This window comes from Sphaerochaeta sp. PS (genome assembly GCF_032144095.1).
Lineage (GTDB): Bacteria > Spirochaetota > Spirochaetia > Sphaerochaetales > Sphaerochaetaceae > Sphaerochaeta.
This window is the reverse complement of sequence record NZ_JAVSNJ010000002.1, coordinates 339,351-354,443: the sequence shown is the minus strand read 5'-3', so window position 1 is coordinate 354,443 and position 15,093 is coordinate 339,351. Positions and strand designations below refer to the sequence as shown.

The 15,093-nt window shown below is 52.4% G+C and carries 13 protein-coding genes; 8 read left to right on the top strand and 5 right to left on the bottom strand.

Features of this window, described 5'->3' with window-relative positions; genetic code table 11:
• Window positions 1–41: 41 nt before the first annotated feature.
• The gene (locus ROJ03_RS04135) at window positions 42–989 is read right to left on the bottom strand and encodes an ABC transporter substrate-binding protein (protein ID WP_313725726.1); all 948 of its coding nucleotides are present in this window, start codon (window positions 987–989) and stop codon (window positions 42–44) included.
• Window positions 990–1,499: 510 nt separating this feature from the next.
• Here ROJ03_RS04135 and ROJ03_RS04130 point away from each other — a divergent pair.
• The 4 genes from ROJ03_RS04130 to ROJ03_RS04115 all read left to right on the top strand — a co-directional run bounded on the left by ROJ03_RS04130 (window position 1,500) and on the right by ROJ03_RS04115 (window position 5,950).
• Window positions 1,500–2,684, top strand: a complete 1,185-nt coding sequence (locus ROJ03_RS04130) for an ABC transporter permease (protein WP_313725725.1) — start codon at window positions 1,500–1,502, stop codon at window positions 2,682–2,684.
• Window positions 2,677–3,813 carry an ABC transporter ATP-binding protein gene (locus ROJ03_RS04125; RefSeq protein ID WP_313725724.1) on the top strand — a complete coding sequence of 379 codons (1,137 nt, stop codon included), beginning with the start codon at window positions 2,677–2,679 and terminating at the stop codon, window positions 3,811–3,813. Before ROJ03_RS04130 ends, ROJ03_RS04125 begins: the two co-directional genes overlap by 8 nt.
• Complete coding sequence (locus ROJ03_RS04120) at window positions 3,782–4,564, top strand: ABC transporter permease (RefSeq protein ID WP_313725723.1); 783 nt, start codon at window positions 3,782–3,784, stop codon at window positions 4,562–4,564. Before ROJ03_RS04125 ends, ROJ03_RS04120 begins: the two co-directional genes overlap by 32 nt.
• A 219-nt stretch (window positions 4,565–4,783) precedes the next feature.
• Window positions 4,784–5,950: an MFS transporter gene (locus ROJ03_RS04115; protein ID WP_313725722.1), complete on the top strand. Its 1,167-nt coding sequence runs from the start codon at window positions 4,784–4,786 to the stop codon at window positions 5,948–5,950.
• Between the two features lie 82 nt (window positions 5,951–6,032).
• Here ROJ03_RS04115 and ROJ03_RS04110 read toward each other — a convergent pair whose 3' ends face one another.
• Together ROJ03_RS04110 and ROJ03_RS04105 are read right to left on the bottom strand one after the other, a co-directional pair.
• Window positions 6,033–6,443, bottom strand: coding sequence for a hypothetical protein (locus ROJ03_RS04110; RefSeq protein ID WP_313725721.1), 411 nt, complete (start codon window positions 6,441–6,443; stop codon window positions 6,033–6,035).
• Window positions 6,444–6,445: 2 nt separating this feature from the next.
• Window positions 6,446–6,643 carry a helix-turn-helix transcriptional regulator gene (locus ROJ03_RS04105; RefSeq protein WP_313725720.1) on the bottom strand — a complete coding sequence of 66 codons (198 nt, stop codon included), beginning with the start codon at window positions 6,641–6,643 and terminating at the stop codon, window positions 6,446–6,448.
• Window positions 6,644–6,918: 275 nt separating this feature from the next.
• Between ROJ03_RS04105 and ROJ03_RS04100 the strand changes: the two genes are divergently transcribed.
• Window positions 6,919–7,902, top strand: a complete 984-nt coding sequence (locus ROJ03_RS04100; RefSeq protein ID WP_313725719.1) for an aldo/keto reductase — start codon at window positions 6,919–6,921, stop codon at window positions 7,900–7,902.
• Window positions 7,903–8,359: 457 nt separating this feature from the next.
• On the opposite strand, the gene ROJ03_RS04095 is transcribed toward ROJ03_RS04100, so the two are convergent.
• Window positions 8,360–8,557, bottom strand: coding sequence for a hypothetical protein (locus ROJ03_RS04095; RefSeq protein WP_313725718.1), 198 nt, complete (start codon window positions 8,555–8,557; stop codon window positions 8,360–8,362).
• A 34-nt stretch (window positions 8,558–8,591) separates the two neighbouring features.
• Window positions 8,592–9,008 carry a secondary thiamine-phosphate synthase enzyme YjbQ gene (locus tag ROJ03_RS04090; RefSeq protein ID WP_313725717.1) on the bottom strand — a complete coding sequence of 139 codons (417 nt, stop codon included), beginning with the start codon at window positions 9,006–9,008 and terminating at the stop codon, window positions 8,592–8,594.
• A gap of 284 nt (window positions 9,009–9,292) precedes the next feature.
• Here ROJ03_RS04090 and ROJ03_RS04085 point away from each other — a divergent pair, with 284 nt between their 5' ends.
• From ROJ03_RS04085 to ROJ03_RS04075, 3 genes are read left to right on the top strand one after another with little or no spacing between them, the layout of a single operon-like run.
• On the top strand, window positions 9,293–9,781 hold the full coding sequence (locus ROJ03_RS04085) for an NAD(P)H-dependent oxidoreductase subunit E (protein ID WP_313725716.1): 489 nt from the start codon (window positions 9,293–9,295) through the stop codon (window positions 9,779–9,781).
• A complete protein-coding gene (locus tag ROJ03_RS04080; protein WP_313725715.1) occupies window positions 9,778–12,939 on the top strand; it encodes an FAD-dependent oxidoreductase in 3,162 nt (1,053 codons plus the stop codon). Before ROJ03_RS04085 ends, ROJ03_RS04080 begins: the two co-directional genes overlap by 4 nt.
• On the top strand, window positions 12,932–14,722 hold the full coding sequence (locus ROJ03_RS04075; protein ID WP_313725714.1) for an NADH-dependent [FeFe] hydrogenase, group A6: 1,791 nt from the start codon (window positions 12,932–12,934) through the stop codon (window positions 14,720–14,722). The genes ROJ03_RS04080 and ROJ03_RS04075 overlap by 8 nt, the downstream gene beginning before the upstream one ends.
• Window positions 14,723–15,093 lie beyond the last annotated feature (371 nt).

Genomic DNA, 15,093 nt, shown 5'->3' with positions numbered 1-15,093 from the left:
GATACGCTTGTACTTTTCTGGTTCTCAAGCAGCATTGCCTTCTACAGGAATCCCTTCTCCTCCAGATATGCCTGGGCAACACTCTTTGGTGAGAGCCCTTCAACGGAGATGCGGCTATTCAGGGTCTGTAGGGTCTCAAGGTCCAGGCTCATGAAGACTGGGTCGATGATGGCTCTGATCGAAGGGCTCTTGTCGAGCACCTCTTTGCGGATATTGGGTGCAGGGGCATATACCGGCTGAACCTGTTTGGTGTCGGTGAGTACCTTCAGCCCAAGGGTGGCGAGCTCTCCGTCAGTCCCGTAGGCCATGGCAGCGTTTACCCCCTCCTGCCCTGATGCAGCAGCCTGTTCGGTCAGGGTGGTGTTTCCCCCTGCGAATACCAGCATCTGCTCCTTTTTCAGGGTAAAGCCATAGCCAGCCTCAAAGCTGGGCAGTGCTGGTTCGTCAGAGACAAACTCCTCACTTGCTGCAATCTTGAACTTCCCACCCCGGTTTATGTAGGCAGCGAGGTCCTCAAGCGTTGCAAGGGCTTCCGATTTGGCAAGGTCACTTCGTACCGCAATTGCCCAGGTATTGTTTGCTGGCGATGGTTCCAGCCAGATGATGTCATTCGCCTCTGCATCGAGCTGGGCAACTTTCTCGTACCCCTTGCGCAAATCCTTCCACAAGTCGAAATCGGTCTGGTCCGGGAAGAAATAGTACCCGCTGCCGGTATATTCAGGGTAGATGTCGATCTCCCCAGCAAGAATTGCCGAGCGTACGATCTCAGACGTCCCTGTCTGGGTCTTGTCGATGACGGTAAAGCCAGCATTTCTCAACAGGAGGACTATCATGTTGCCAAGTAGGGCTCCCTCTGTATCTATCTTTGAGCCAACGGTAATCTCCGCCTTCTTCTCCGGCTTCTCCGTTTTTCCCCCAGCTGCCAAGGGCATTGCTATAAGTGTAAGCATGATGAGTATGAGTAGGCTGATCGTCCTATAGTGTTTCATTGGTGTACCTCCGTACTGAGTTGGCTTGATATTTCCGACTGGATTCCGATGTCAGAAATGGGTGCAAAAATCTCCCCTACAAACTCCTGAAGCATAGGTGGGGATGCAAACGATGCAAGGCAGGGCAAAATTCCCTCTGTACAGGCTATGCCTGGGCAGTGGGGAAACAGGTCCAGGAACAAGGGTGCCGTCACAGGAGAGCGCCTAAGGTGTCCCTATACCCTACAATATAGGTGGCTATAGCCTAAAAGCAAGACCAATAGGAAGATATATTGGAAAGTAGTAGGGAATACCTCCCGAATGGAGGGTGTTTTCCCGCAGTCCTGCCTTGCAGATGCCACAGAAACATCTCTTTCGGTATATCGGTATGCCTTGGCCTTGCGGTGTTTTGACTGCACCTATGCTTTCATGCATCTTCCCTTGATTATGCCCAACGCTTTTGCTATCGTAAGGAAGCAAGAGCCTTGAGGATGAGAAGTTTGGCATACCTCAAGCCGAGACGGAGGTACCTTGAGACAGAGAGATGCAACAGACCCATTCAAGCTGAAGCTTGCCTCTATCGTCCTGCTGCTCTTCCTCGTAAGTTATTTCTTGCCTTTCTTCCTTCTTCGTGAAAATAGGATTTCCCCTGAAATTGCCAATGGGATGGGGGCCTTGGACCTGCGATGCAGGATCTTCTTGCTGCTTCCTTTCTTGCTGGTCGCTCTCTACGCCTCTGTAAAGGGCGATTGGCTATCAGATATGTTGCTCAGCCTTGCAGGGACCCTTGGCCTGTTTTTCCCCATGATGGTCCTGGCCATTGTAGGGGGGCGCCTGTCAGGGGATGCATCTTCCCCCTCCCGCTACGGTCCTGCCTCCGGCATGTATGTCTACCTTACCGCCGTATTGGTCATCTTTATGATGAAACCCAAGGTTAAGGCCTATGACCTCATTGGCATCGCCCTGGTCATCGGTTCTGTCCTAGTTGCTGGGTACAGAGGTTCGTATGATCGTCTGGGCCTCCTTTTGGAGGCCAGGAACTTCGGCACCCGGCTGAACCAGGAGCTGGTGGCCCACATCAGGCTTACCCTCATCAGCCTCGCCATCAGCATCGCAATCGGGCTTCCCCTTGCCTTGGTGAGTTATCAGAGCAGGAGGGCAGAGAAGATCATCTTCCCCTTTCTGAACATCCTGCAGACCATACCCGGCATAGCTCTCCTGGGCCTCCTGATAACACCGCTTTCGACCCTTTCCAGGACCTTCCCCCTCCTGAGGGAGCTGGGTATCAAGGGCATAGGGAATACCCCGGCCATCATAGCCCTCACCACCTATGCCCTCTACCCGATAATCAGGTACAGCTTTACCGCTTTCTCCTCCATCGACCAGTCGGTGATTCAGGCGGCCCGTGGCATGGGGATGAGCCCATCCCAGGTCTGGAAGCTTGTTCGCTTCCCTTTGGCAACACCTGGAGTCCTGCAGGGCATGAGGGTGGCCCTGGTGCAGACCATAGGCAATGCAACCCTAGCCAAGCTCATCGGCGGTGATGGCCTAGGTGTCCTGGTGTTTGAGGGCCTTGGACAGGCTTCGGTGGACATGGTCCTCCTTGGCATGGGGCTTATCATCGGCTTGACCGTCATCTCCGACCGGCTGTTCCAGATCCTCATTACCCTTACCACCCCACGTTCCTTACGGGCCAAGGGGGTGGGCAATGGCTGAGAAAACACAAGGAAAAACCATGCAAGTAAACCAGGCCCATCCAATCCTGACCGATACCCACACCTTTCTCAAGGTAGAGCATCTGGTAGTGCAATATGGGACAATAGTCGCTTTGGATGATGTGAGCCTGGAAATTCCGGCGAACAGGGTCACCGTACTTATCGGGCCCAGTGGTTGCGGCAAGTCCACGACCCTACGATGCCTCAACGGCTTGGTTGGGATCGAAAGGGGAACTATTACCTATCTGGATGCATCGGTACAAGGTCTGAGTCAGACCGACTTGCGTAGGAGCATGGGCTACGCCATCCAGTCGGTCGGCCTGATGCCCCACCTTACCGTGGAAGAGAACGTCGACCTGGTGCCTAGGCTTTTGGGATGGGACCGATCCAAACGGAAGGAGCGTGTCGACAAGCTGCTCGCCCTCGTTCGCCTCGACCCTGAGATCTATCGCAAGAAATACCCCAATGAGCTTTCCGGCGGGGAGGCCCAGAGGATTGGGTTTGCACGTGCTTTGGGTTCTGACCCCCCTGTTCTGCTTATGGATGAACCCTTTGGGGCTGTAGACCCGCTTAACCGTATCCTGCTTCAGGATGAGTTCATCCGAATCCAGCGACAGCTGAAGAAGAGCGTTGTCTTTGTTACCCATGACCTTGAGGAGGCGGTTCGGCTTGCAGACTATCTGGTCATCATGAAGGATGGCAAGATAGTGCAGGCCGATACGCCCGAGCAGATCCTCTCCTCCCCCAAAGGGGAGTTTGTCGAGCGGTTCCTCGGCCCTGAGAGGTCCTTGCAGAGGCTGACCCTCGTCACCGCCGACCGTTGCATGGAAAAGGCCCTTTCAGGTCTTGATAGCGATGCCTCAGCCCATCTTCCTGACTGCTCGAACCTCACCTACTGGCAGGTAGATGAGGACGGGGCTCCTGTTTGTGGCTATACGAGAAGTGAAGGGTCCATCATACAAAAGCCCATCACCTCTGCCATACATACGGTCCAGATCTACTCATCCTTGAAGGATTGCATGGCAAAGATCCTCAATTCGGGGCTATCGGCAGCTGCTGTGGTTGACGAGAGGGGACGCCTATGCGGGGAGGTGCGGTTTGAAGCAATCCAGCAGATCAGCATCCTTTGACCAAAATCTTGCTGCCCAGACCAACAGGAAGGCCGGAAATACCCCTGCCCTCATCCTCCTCATCGCCCTGCTATTGCTCTACATCTGCTCAGTGAAGGTTCAGACCGGCCTGCTCTCATTGCTGTTTCCCTCCATACAGCAGTTGACCCATTCCAGAAAGACCCTGTTGGCGATGACAGGTGAGCATATTGCCCTGACACTGCTAGCCTCCCTGCTTGCTACCTTCGCAGGGGTCCTGTTGGGTATTGGGGTGACCAGGGAGGAGGGTAGGGACTTCCAGGTACTGGTATTGAGGTTGAATTCCTTCATCCAGACCTTTCCACCCTCGGCTGTCATCATCCTTGCTTACCCGGCTCTGGGATTCGGCTGGAAACCCGCTCTGCTTGCCCTCTTCCTCTACTCGCTCTTTCCCATCCTTGGCAATACGGTTGTGGGCTTTGAGTCGGTGGACCCAGGGATCAAGGACTCTGCAAAGGGCATGGGTATGAAACCCCTGCAGCAGCTCTGGATAGCTGAGTTTCCCCAAGCCTGGCCCATGATCCTCACGGGAATCAGGCACAGCTATATCCTTAACCTGGGGACAGCTGCCATAGCTGCTGTTATCGGAGGGGGAGGGCTGGGTACCATCATCATCAGTGGCCTTACCCTACGAAACTCCGCCCTCGTCCTCTCCGGTACCATTGTCATTACCCTCTTGGCATTCATAGGCGAGCAGGTCTTCCTCCTGCTCTCCCGCCTTACCCGAAGCTAAGGGTCAACGATTCCTTCCCAGGGCCTAGGAGCAATTGATGGATGAATCCAAAAAGAGGAAAATAAGAGCGATAGAACTACCATTGGTAGTGAGGAAAGGCTCGATTCCTCAGGTTTGTCAAACCCGTGGAGAGAGCGTGAAACCCTTGATTTACGTTGTTATCCTACGGTTTTGATGGTACTGTATGGATAGTTCAGCTAGTCATAAAGGTCTGTAGATATGCATCCAATGTTTATATTTGCTGGTTTTTTCCTGTTTGCAATAGCGAACAATATGCTAGGGCCCTTGGCCACCAACATCATGGCCTCCACCGGCCTGAGCCTCTCCCAATCGGGTTCGTTGATCAGTTTTTTGCAGCTAGGTTCCCTTATCGCGATCATAGGCTCCCTGCTTGTGATGAAGCGCCTGCTCCAAAGTACCGTCATCAAGATCGGATACTTTCTTCTTGTGCTTGCCCTCGTTGCGATTTCCTTCACTACCGGGAGCCTCTTGTTGTTTGCCATGTATGCCGTCATTGGGTTTTCCGCCTTCCTCATCGATAGTGGTTCCAATGCTGTCCTATCCAGTGACTACTATGAGAAACGGGGTGTCTATATTCCCCTCCTGCATTTCTGCTACAGCACAGGTGCCATCATAACAGGGTTTGTGATCCTCCCCTTCAAAGGACCCTTGTGGCGTTTAGCCTATGGCACGGTGGGTCTGCTTGTCGCAATCATTCTCCTTCTGGCATGGAGAGAGCAGCGCAGAAAGCACAAGAAGGGCCAAGGCCTTGCCAAAGAGGCCCCGCCTAAGGCCCAGGTTGGTCCGATCATGCCAATCGTGAAGGACGGGGCATTCATCATCTATACCTTGGCCCTCATGTTGTACATGGGAAGCCAGATCATCTGTGCCACTTGGATTCCAGTCTATGTGGAGACTGAGCTGTTCCAGCCCCCGACGGTAACAGCGATGACCCTTACGGTATTTTGGATCGGCATTGCCATTTCCCGCCTGATCATGGCCCCGATCATGAGCAAGGGGGGAGACCCCTTTGTGCTCTCGATAGTCGGCCTTTCGCTAGCAGGATGCTCCCTGCTTGCCTTGACTTTTTCTGCCAATATTGTTGTTGTCCTCTCCCTTGTTGCACTGTGTGGGTTCTTTGCAGGAACAACCATCCCTCTGTTTATTGTCATTACCGCAACCTGGTACCCCAAGAATACGGCATTCATCTCCCTTTCCTACATCTTGAGCGGAACCATCGGGAAGATGATATTCCCTTGGTTGGTTACAAGAATAGCCGAGGCAAACAACCTCGGCTATGCACTTATGCTCAGCAGCCTCATGTTATTCATTTCAGCCATCTTGACTTTCGTGGTGCAGAAAATGACGAAACAGAGGATGGTCTGACTAGAGGACTTGGCGCTCGATAGCCATTTCACTTCTCAAGCGAAAGAAAAGACTGCCATCACAGCACTGGATACCTCCCTATTCAATACTTTTTGCAGAGGTAGAAGTAGGTAGCCAGATATACAACTGCCTGGGCCCCTGCAACAAAGGATACGATCGTTGCCGCCCCTTCCTTGCCTTGAAGGATCAGGGTAAAGATAGCGACAAACTCAGCCATGATGGTGAGCAGAAATACGAAGCGGCCACTTTTCTCTGAAATGGCAAGGAACCGTTCTTCCTTTTGCCCAATCTCATATGCTTGTAATGCCTTGGGATTCTTGTGCATACGGTAGATTGAGATGAGCCGCGCAACAGAGACACCTATCATGGCAAACGCAAAACTGGTTGTTACGATGCTGCCTGCATGCAGAACCATACTCAGACTAAGCAAGTAGATACCTGCCAACATACTCAGAATTGCCCAAATACTTTTGATCTTCAACGCTTTCTTCATCTTCATTTCTCCTCATACAGAAATATTTCTTCAATCTTCATTCCAAAATAGTGAGCTATCCTGAAGGCCAGTAGTATCGAAGGGTTATACCGTCCGTTCTCAAGCGAATTGATGGTTTGCCGAGAAACCTCCAGAGCCTCACCCAATTCCTCCTGGCTAATTCCACGCACCTTCCGTAATTCTTCTAATGTGTTCTTCATAGGGTTCCCCGCAACGTAAATATGTAAAGCTTGCTTTCCATTTCATAGTAGCACAACTATAGATTTATGTAAAGCGTGCTTTACATAATTTCAGGGAAGATAGACCATATGCAATGCTACTGGTTATTCAGGGCGGGCCAGTTCTTTGGTAAGCCACTGCTATGCCCCACACCGTTGCTAGGTTGGGTCGGTGAAGCTAGTCAGGGGAAAAACCTTGACTTTGGGAAGAGTCCCTTCATAAGATAGATTATCAAGAGCTGCATGGAGGATATGTAATGCACAAGAGACCTTTTGGTGTAGACAAGACAATGGTTTCAGAAGTAGGCCTTGGAACCTGGCAGATCGGAGGTTCATGGGGAGTGGTTGAAGACAAGACAGCCATGGAAATTCTCCAAACTGCGACTGAGGCTGGAATAACCTTCTTTGATACTGCTGATGTGTACGGTGATGGAAGAAGTGAAAGACTCATCGGAAAATTCCTGACACAGCATGCTGGAAAGGTGTTTGTTGCGACCAAATTGGGTCGTGGCTCCGATCCTGGTTGGCCCGATAACTTTACCCCAGAGGCGATGATCCAACATACAAACAATTCCCTAGCACGGCTGGGCCTGGAACAGATTGACCTTATCCAGCTGCATTGCATCCCCCAAAAGGTCTTGGCTGACGGTGCCGTGTTCGATGTCCTGAGGGAGCTGAAAAAGCAGGGGAAGATCGCAAACTTCGGAGCCAGTGTCGAATCTGTGGAAGAGGGGTTGCTATGCCTCAAGCAAGAGGGGATAGCTTCCTTGCAAGTCATCTTCAACTTGTACCGCCAGAAGCTCATCACCGAGCTCTTTGGTAAGGCACAGGAGCAGGGTGTCTCCATTATCGCCCGTGTTCCTTTGGCAAGTGGTCTTCTGTCCGGGAAAATGAAGAAGAGTACCACCTTCGATGTAACCGACCACAGGAACTTCAACCGTAACGGTTCTGCATTCAATGTAGGGGAGACCTTTGCTGGCATTCCCTTCGAGAAAGGGGTAGAGCTTACAGATGAACTCGCCAAACTCAAACCTGAAGGCATGACCCTTGCCCAGATGGCACTTCGCTGGATTTTGGACTATGAAGCTGTCTCTGTCGTCATTCCAGGAGCAAGCCGCCCAAGCCAGGTTCTGGACAATGTGGCGATATCAGACCTTCCGCCCTTATCGCCAGAACTGCACAAGAAGCTGGAAAAATTCTATCTGGAGAAGGTTGCCCAACATATCAGGGGACCCTACTGATAGAGCCATGACACTCTGTTGGTGATACCGAAAAATCTGTACAAGGCAACAAGGATACCTCTGAGGGCAAAGCCCTCAGAGGGTTTCTTGGTAGGACAAAAGGCTTTTCAAAACCAACGAAACCCCAATTCATCAATATTCTTGATCAAAGCCTGCTTCTCTCTTCCCATCCAGTTCATAATAGAGGATCTGCCCACAATGGTCCGTCTTACCTGTGCATCCGCGCTATTCTCAAACCCGTTGTGCTTGTATTGGCCGTAGAGCTTTTTAGTGATTACTCCAATACAACTACATATCAGGGCATCCATCAGTCACATATGTACGACAAGATCAACAAAGATCGTGTATAATTCCTATGGTCGCTTCTGCCTCGAAAATACAGTACTGATAGCGCTAGTATTGCAGTTGTTACGAGAATGTCGATTTCAGGGAAACTATCAGCAGACTCTTCTGTATGTCATGTTCCCTTTGATTGTCTGCAAGCAATGATGGCATCAATAAAGACTCTATTTTCAAAAACAGAAAAGACCGCCTTGTACCTTTTAGCGAAAACAACCCGTCTGTATTTCCCGCTAGGTAATCCAAGATCCTCCTCCAGTTGGAATTGGAAGGGAGTATCCTTTAACAAACCAAGAACAGAAAGGTAGATGCTCATTTCAATTATTATTCCAAAAGCTCCTCACCCTTGATCACTCACCAATAATCTTGATCAAAGCTCGTTTCTCCCTCTTCCCATCCAGTTCATAGTAGAAGATCTGCTCCCAAGGGCCGAAGTCGAGCTTGCCATCCGTTATGGCACAGACAACCTCTCTGCCCATGATGGTTCTCTTGAGGTGTGCATCAGCATTGTCCTCGTACCCATTGTGCTTGTATTGGCCATAGGGCTTCTCTGGTGCGAGCTTCTCAAGCCATGTTTCATAATCCTGGTGAAGGCCCGCCTCATCATCGTTGATGAAGACGCTTGCAGTAATATGCATGGCATTGACCAGGACCAGACCCTCCTGCACCTTGCTCTCTGAAATTGCTTGGGCTACATCTTGGGTAATGTTTACCAAACCCCTCCGTTTGGGGATGTTGAAGAAGAGCTCTTTTCTGTAGGTTTTCATAGGTTCTCCTTTTCCAAGAAGATACGGAAAGCTGAGGGTTTTGTCAAATCCAAGGTCTTTTTGTGTTCCTGTCCAATTGCCTGATGCTAGTTAATATTCTTGTAGTCACAACAAAGAGAGCTTAAAACCTAAAGTCTTAACAAGAAAGAAAAAAATAATTGCATTGTTAGACATAACCCCGTACTATGTAGTAGACCAGCCTTACAAAAAGAAGAACAACCCTGTCCAAACAACAGCTAGAGATATCGGGTTTTAGTCTATTCGTTTTTTAAAGGAGGTCTCGTATGCATGATCTCTATGATTCAGTCATAGCGACCTACAAAGGCAAGCCAGGCGCACTTCTCTCGGTTCTTGAGGAAGTGCAACGCAAAACTGATCACACCTACCTCAATGAGCAAGCACTGCTCTACATAGCACAACAGATGGAGGTCCCTCTCTCCCAAGTCTACTCTGTGGTGTCATTCTTCTCCTTCTTCAACCTCAAGCCCCAAGGGGAGCACACCATAACCGTCTGCCGGGGGACTGCCTGCCATACTCGAGGATCGAAGCCTCTGCTTGATGATGTAATGGCGATGCTGGACCTGCATGAAGGGGGGGAGGAATCCTATTTTACCACCTCCGATATGCGCTTTACCGTTCGCACGGTTGCCTGCTTTGGCCAGTGTGCCCTTGCCCCTGTCATTGCTGTCGATGAGGTCATCTACAGCAGGATGACCAGCGACAAGCTTGCCTCGCTACTCAAACAGCTGATGGCAAAGAGGGAAAAAGCATGAAAAATCATATAGAAGAACTGAGGGCCAAAGGGGAGCTTCTGCTCAACCCAGGTTGTGTTGACATTGCAGTAGGTGTTGGTACCTGTGGCCTGGGCAATGGGGCAGGGGAGTTGTTGAAGGCCATCAAGGAAGAGGTCGCTTCCAAACAGCTGCCTATCCAGGTCCGCAGTGTCGGATGCTTCGGCTTCTGTGCCAATGAACCTTTGGTCAATATCCACATCCCGGGCAAACCCTTGCTCATTCTGGACAAGGTCCAGATCGAGGACCTCCCTTGGATTTTTGCCTCACTAGAGAACGGCTTGTTTCCCAAGGACCGTGTGCTCTGCAAAATATCGGAATGGGACTACCTAGGAGCATCTGCAACCTTCGGAAGCGGTTTTGAGGAGATCCCCGAGTGGAATGCCATCTCCTATTTCCGTCCCCAGAAGAAGATTGTCCTGCGCCACGCCGGCCTCATCGACCCAACCTCCATCGAGGAGTACCTTGCAGTCGGCGGCTACTCGGCCTTCTTCAAGGCCGTGTGGGAGATGGACAGGGATGAAGTCCTCCAGGAGGTGAAGAACTCCAAGCTCCGTGGCCGCGGTGGGGCAGGCTTTCCCACCGGCCTGAAATGGGAGCTGATGAACAAGAACGAAGCTGAGAGGAAGTTCATCATCTGCAACGCTGATGAAGGGGACCCCGGGGCCTACATGAACCGCAACGAGATGGAAAGCGACCCCCATATGCTCATAGAGGGGATGCTTATAGGAGCCTATGCCATGCATACCTCCGAAGGCATCGTCTACGTACGGGCCGAATATCCCCTGGCGGTAGAGCGGCTGAAGCTTGCCGTCAAGCAAGCAAGGGCCATCGGGTTGCTGGGTAAGCAGATACCCAATACCCTCTTTCAGTTTGACATTGAAATCGTGGAAGGGGCCGGAGCCTTTGTATGCGGGGAGGAGACAGCCCTCATCGCCTCGATGGAAGGCAAGGCAGGAAGACCCACCATGAAACCCCCATTCCCCGCCCAGAAGGGGTACCTTGGCTATCCTACAACCATCAACAACCTGGAGACCTGGTGCAATGTCCCTGCCATCATCGCCATGGGAAGCTCCTGGTTCCGCCAGAGTGGCACAGTAGGCAGCCCAGGGACGAAAGTGTTCTCCCTGGTCGGCAAGGTAAAGAATACCGGCCTTGTGGAACTGCCTCTGGGGGAGAGCCTCTCCACCCTCATCTACGAGGTGGGTGGAGGATCGTCATCGCCCAACAAGAAGATCAAGGCGGTTCAGTCGGGAGGCCCTTCCGGGGGATGCATCCCCGCCTCGAAATTCGATACCCCCATCGACTACGAATCCCTGCAAAGCCTGGGAGCCATCATGGGTTCGGGGGGCATGGTCGTCATGGACCAGGACAACTGTATGGTCGATGTCGCCCGTTACTTCATCGAGTTTACCCACAAGGAGTCCTGCGGCAAGTGTGTTCCCTGTAGGGAGGGCCTTGCCCAGGAACTGGCCCTGCTCAATGGCATCGTCCAAGGCAGGGGAAAGGAGAGCGACCTCACCAAGATGGAGGAACTGGGACTGAATATCTGCGACACCGCAGTTTGCGGCCTTGGTCAGTCAGCACCAAACCCGGTCCTGACTACCCTCAGGTACTTCAAGGACGAGTACGAGGACCACATCCAACGCAACCACTGCGCCAGTGGAACCTGTGAAGAGCTTATCACAGCCCTCTGTTCGAACTCCTGTCCGATGCATATGGACATACCTGCATACCTGCAGCTTTTGAAGGAGAACCGGCTGGAAGAGGCCTTTGCCTCTACCATCCAGGACAACCCACTGCCGGGTACCATCGGAAGGATCTGTCACTTCCACTGCCAGATGCGTTGCCGTCGTGACTCCATCGACGAGCCAGTCCACCAGGGGGAGATCCACCGCTACCTGGCCGATACCATGTATACGATCGGGCGGGAGAGCGCCATCTACCAGAAGCTCGTCGATACCATGCTTTTAGCAACCGGCAACTCGATCGCCATCGTTGGAGCCGGCCCGGCAGGATTGGCAGCTGCCTTTTACCTGGTAAGGCTGGGCCATCAGGTGACGGTGTATGACTCCAATGAGAAGGCTGGGGGAGTCCTTCGCTATGGCATCCCTTCCTACCGCCTGCCCAAGGAGGTCCTGGACAAGGAGCTGGAACTCTTCGATGAACTTGGGGTGAAGTTCGTGTTCAATAGGGAGTTGGGAAAAACCCTCAGCCTGAAAGAGTTGCAGAGGGAGAACTCTGCGGTAATCCTGGCCATTGGGGCATACCGACATATGGAGCTGGACATCCCTGGCATCGAGCTGGAAGGGGTGTTGCAGGGAACCGATCTGCTGGAAAGGCTGGAGAAGGAGCAACCCGTGGCCATTGGCAAGAGGGTTGTCATCGTTGGCGGCGGGAACGTAGCCATCGATGCTGCCCGTACCCTCTGGAGACGGGGTTGTGAAGTAACCGTAGCCTACCGTAGGGCCAAGGAAGACATGCCTGCGAACAAGAGCGAGATCGATGAGGCCATCAAGGAAGGGGTAGTGTTCTCCTTCATGAGCGCCCCCATCCAGGTGATAGGTGATGAAGGGCATGCAGTCCAGGCCTTTGAGGTCATGGAGATGCGAGCGGGTTCCTATGACCTTTCCGGCAGGCGTAGGCCCCAGGAAAGTGGCAATACCAGGCGCATCCCCTGTGATACGGTAATCGTGGCGATAGGGGAGCAGGTCGATACGGGTCTGCTTGTCCGTGAAGGCATTGCCACCGATTCGCATGAAAATGCCTGTATCGAGCGCTACTCCTACAAGACCAACCTTGAGAAGGTCTATGCAATAGGTGATCTGGTAACAGGACCGTCAACAGCAGCAGAGGCGATGGGGTATGCAAAGGATGCCTCCCAGGTCATTGACTTCGACCTGACAGGCAAGAGGAGGTTCTCCTCCCTGTTTGCCAGCTTCTCCTACAGCAATGAACCTCCGCTAGAGACACCGGCAGGCAGGAGCATCGCACCCAGACATCTGAAAATCACCGAGAGGAAAGGTAACTTTGCCGAGGTGAACCGTGGGTATTTGGGGGAACAGGCACGTCTGGAGGCTTCCCGGTGTCTGCGTTGTGATATCCGCTACACGGAGACCAAGGAGGTAGCACATGGCTAAGGAGATGATACAGCTCACTATTGATGGACAGAGTGTGAGCGTCGAAAGAGGGACAACCATCCTTGATGCTTGCCTCCAGGTGGGCATCAAGGTTCCCACCCTCTGCCATCTGGATGGAGTCTCTTCCCATGGTTCGTGTGGTATCTGTGCTGTGGAGGTGAAGAACTCCAAGCGCCTGGTACGCTCCTGTATGTCCCAGGCCCTTGCAGGGATGGAGGTACAGACCAACAGTGAGAGGATTAGGGCATCGAGAAAACTGAACCTCGAGCTGATCTTGGCAAACCACCCTTTGGAATGCCTTACCTGTGAAAGGAACCTCAACTGTGAGCTGCAGAGCCTCGCCCAACAGCTTGGGGTGAGGGAAAGCAGGTTCCAGCGTACAAGAGCGCGACTGATTCCCCTGGACTGGTCCTCTTCATCGCTAGTGAGGGACCCGAACAAGTGTATCCTCTGTAACCGTTGTGTGGAGGTCTGCTCACAAACGCAGAGTGTCCATGCCATTGATATTGTCGGCAGGGGGTTGGGCAGCAAGGTTGCAACCTTCCTGGACAGGGGGCTAGGCAGTTCGGTCTGTACGAACTGTGGCCAGTGTTCACTGGTATGCCCTACCGGAGCCATAACTGAACGGTCGAACATCGAGGAGGTCTTCAGGGCCCTCTCCGACCCGAATCTTACCACCATCGTCCAGACCGCCCCTGCCATAAGAGTAGGCATAGGGGAGGCGATGGGCATGCCTTGGGGTGCCTTGGTAACCGGGCAGATGGTAGCAGGGCTCAGACGGCTTGGATTTGACAAGGTGTTCGACACCCAGTTTGCTGCTGACCTTACCATCATGGAGGAGGGTCATGAACTTATCAGGCGGATCGTGGAGGGTGGGACGCTTCCCATGATAACCTCCTGTTCCCCGGGGTGGATCAAGTTCATCGAGCATTTCTATCCTGAACAGCTGGATAACCTCTCAACCTGCAAGTCGCCCCAACAGATGTTTGGTGCGATAGCCAAGACCTACTATGCAAAGCAGGCCGGCCTCGATCCCAGGAACATCCGGGTTGTCTCCATCATGCCTTGTACGGCAAAGAAGTATGAGGCAGGCAGGAGCGAGATGGACGGTGCCTTCGATTACTGGAAAGAAGAGATGCACCTTGAGGAAAGGGATCGGTTCGCCGATGTCGACTACGCCCTCACCACACGGGAGCTTGCTTCCATGTTCCGCCGTGTAGGCATCCAGTTTGCCTCACTTCCTGATGAGGCGTTCGACAACCCTCTGGGCATCTCCACTGGGGCTGCTGTCATCTTTGGGGCAACCGGAGGGGTGATGGAGGCTGCCTTGCGTACAGCCTATGAGGTGCTGACGAAAGAGACCCTTCCTTCGGTGGAGTTTGCACAGGTCAGGGGGATGGATGGCATCAAGGAGGCAACGGTCATGATCAACGACATGCCCCTGAAGGTTGCCGTAGCCCACACCCTAGGAAATGCACGTATCCTTATGGACCAGATCTCTCGCAAGGAGTCCCCCTACGCCTTCATTGAGGTAATGAGCTGCCCTGGAGGTTGCCTGGGTGGTGGAGGCCAACCCATCCCCACCAATGCCGAGATCCGCAAGAAGAGAGCTGAGTCCATCTACCTTGAGGACAGGAATCTTGAAGTGCGCAAATCCCATGAGAACAGTGAGGTACTTGCCCTCTACAAGAATTTCCTCATCGAGCCGTTGGGTGAGAAGAGCCACCATCTTCTACACACCACCTATACCAAGAGGGGGCAGTACAAGGTGTTTGAGCATTAAAAGGGAATGGGGTAGGGTGGGGAAAAGGATTCGACCAATGGTGTATGCGTCTGGTCAAATTTTTCCACCAGTAGTCAGGCAAGTTTCTTTCACGACATCGCCAATTGATTATGATATGATCCCTTCCTGGTTTACACCTTTAAGAGGAACAGTAGCCATTTATGAGACACTTTCTCAGTATCTCAGTCTCCTTATGGAGACACATCATGGCGGGATAAATGGCGGGATAAGTGGCGGGGTAAATGAACTTTCTGAGAGTGCAATACTTGTCTTGAAAGCAATTGAAGGCAATGAAAAACTGACTCAGCAATACATTTACAGTGATATGGTGAATCCCGTTAGAACTTTACAGGGTTCCTTCATAATATTTC

What these genes read in the sequence shown, in the direction of transcription:
- ROJ03_RS04135 (WP_313725726.1), bottom strand. Translation starts at nt 989, where the DNA reads ATGAAACACTATAGGACGATCAGCCTACTCATACTCATCATGCTTACA.
- ROJ03_RS04125 (WP_313725724.1), top strand. Translation starts at nt 2,677, where the DNA reads ATGGCTGAGAAAACACAAGGAAAAACCATGCAAGTAAACCAGGCCCAT.
- ROJ03_RS04115 (WP_313725722.1), top strand. Translation starts at nt 4,784, where the DNA reads ATGCATCCAATGTTTATATTTGCTGGTTTTTTCCTGTTTGCAATAGCG.
- ROJ03_RS04110 (WP_313725721.1), bottom strand. Translation starts at nt 6,443, where the DNA reads ATGAAGAAAGCGTTGAAGATCAAAAGTATTTGGGCAATTCTGAGTATG.
- ROJ03_RS04105 (WP_313725720.1), bottom strand. Translation starts at nt 6,643, where the DNA reads ATGAAGAACACATTAGAAGAATTACGGAAGGTGCGTGGAATTAGCCAG.
- ROJ03_RS04100 (WP_313725719.1), top strand. Translation starts at nt 6,919, where the DNA reads ATGCACAAGAGACCTTTTGGTGTAGACAAGACAATGGTTTCAGAAGTA.
- ROJ03_RS04095 (WP_313725718.1), bottom strand. Translation starts at nt 8,557, where the DNA reads ATGAGCATCTACCTTTCTGTTCTTGGTTTGTTAAAGGATACTCCCTTC.
- ROJ03_RS04090 (WP_313725717.1), bottom strand. Translation starts at nt 9,008, where the DNA reads ATGAAAACCTACAGAAAAGAGCTCTTCTTCAACATCCCCAAACGGAGG.
- ROJ03_RS04085 (WP_313725716.1), top strand. Translation starts at nt 9,293, where the DNA reads ATGCATGATCTCTATGATTCAGTCATAGCGACCTACAAAGGCAAGCCA.
- ROJ03_RS04080 (WP_313725715.1), top strand. Translation starts at nt 9,778, where the DNA reads ATGAAAAATCATATAGAAGAACTGAGGGCCAAAGGGGAGCTTCTGCTC.
- ROJ03_RS04075 (WP_313725714.1), top strand. Translation starts at nt 12,932, where the DNA reads ATGGCTAAGGAGATGATACAGCTCACTATTGATGGACAGAGTGTGAGC.